Below are 1,073 nucleotides of genomic sequence, written 5' to 3'. Positions count from 1 at the left end.
TATAAAGTTAGAATTTCTGTGGAAATTCCTCGTCTTTCGCACCGGAGTGCTTATAACAAAACTTGTCGCGCTGCCCCATTAGTTGAATAAAAAATGTCCCCAAAGCGAGATTTGGGAACTATTATTGAAATACTTTCTGATTTTAAGCGTCTTGAAAATTAAATATTCCTCGCTCTTTCCATTGGTCAAAATACTTTTGGTAACCCATTTCTTCAGCAGTCATCGTGTATTGAGTAGCTTCCAAATAAAAAGTATGAGAACCTGACAAGGCTTCATAAGTCGGATTTCCTTCAACATCCCTGAAAAGCGTTTCAAATGTAATTATATCCACTGATGATGTTGTTCCATTTTCGTTAGATTCAAGAAAAATAAAATCAGTCTCTCCTTGTTCTGTATAACTTTTAAAGATTAATCCTGCTTCTTTTAATGATAAATATAATCGTTTCATGTTCACCCTCCGCTCTCACTAAACAAACTTATTTTAAATTATCTTTAGTAGCGAAACAAATGCACCCAAACCGCTGTTTGGGAACATTCTATGCTTAACGTACAAAATTTCCAAAATGTTGGCTGTACCCCTATTTGAAGAAAGCAACATAATAGCCTATTTAAATATTTTTATATTCTAGAGTAGCCATAAGTTTTTCAAAGAACTTATTCTTCGCTTCTCTGTAATCTTCCATGTCCATTCCTTCGTATTTCTTTTTTAAAGCATCATATTCCTTTCGGTAATTATCATTCATTAGTAAGACATCGCGAAACTTCCAAAAGAAATCAAATTCCGAATTTATGACCGTTAATTGTACACCCACTGGAGGAACAGTCGAATCATCCTTAAAGGCTCTAAAGGTTTTAGTTTTCACACTACCCTCATTTAATTCATATAACTTTGCAAGTTCGTTAACTGCACTAGAAAAAATGTTGGCATTAACTCTCACTTGAATATCTAAATCACCTTTTGTAATACTATTTGGAATAGCTGTACTACCAACATGCTGTAACCGTCAACCCAAATTGAACATTTTTTGCTCATTAAGGATGAACACTTTTTATTCGTTAAAAATCTTTTGCTG

At 33.6% G+C, this 1,073-nt stretch carries 1 protein-coding gene and 1 pseudogene; both read right to left on the bottom strand.

Annotated elements, in window-relative coordinates:
* Positions 1-142: 142 nt before the first annotated feature.
* Positions 143-448 (bottom strand): hypothetical protein, encoded by a 306-nt coding sequence (locus H9635_RS18275; RefSeq protein WP_191701751.1) that lies wholly within the window; start codon positions 446-448, stop codon positions 143-145.
* A gap of 160 nt (positions 449-608) precedes the next feature.
* Positions 609-989: pseudogene (locus tag H9635_RS18270) on the bottom strand (GrpB family protein); the annotation flags it as partial.
* Positions 990-1,073 lie beyond the last annotated feature (84 nt).

Source organism: Solibacillus faecavium (genome assembly GCF_014836905.1).
GTDB classification, from domain to species: Bacteria; Bacillota; Bacilli; order Bacillales_A; family Planococcaceae; genus Solibacillus; species Solibacillus faecavium.
The sequence above is the reverse complement of the archived record's forward strand: the minus strand, read 5'-3'. Positions and strand labels throughout refer to the sequence as shown.

Bases quoted from the DNA above. Each gene is read 5' to 3' on its own strand.
- H9635_RS18275 (WP_191701751.1), bottom strand. From the start codon at position 448: ATGAAACGATTATATTTATCATTAAAAGAAGCAGGATTAATCTTTAAA.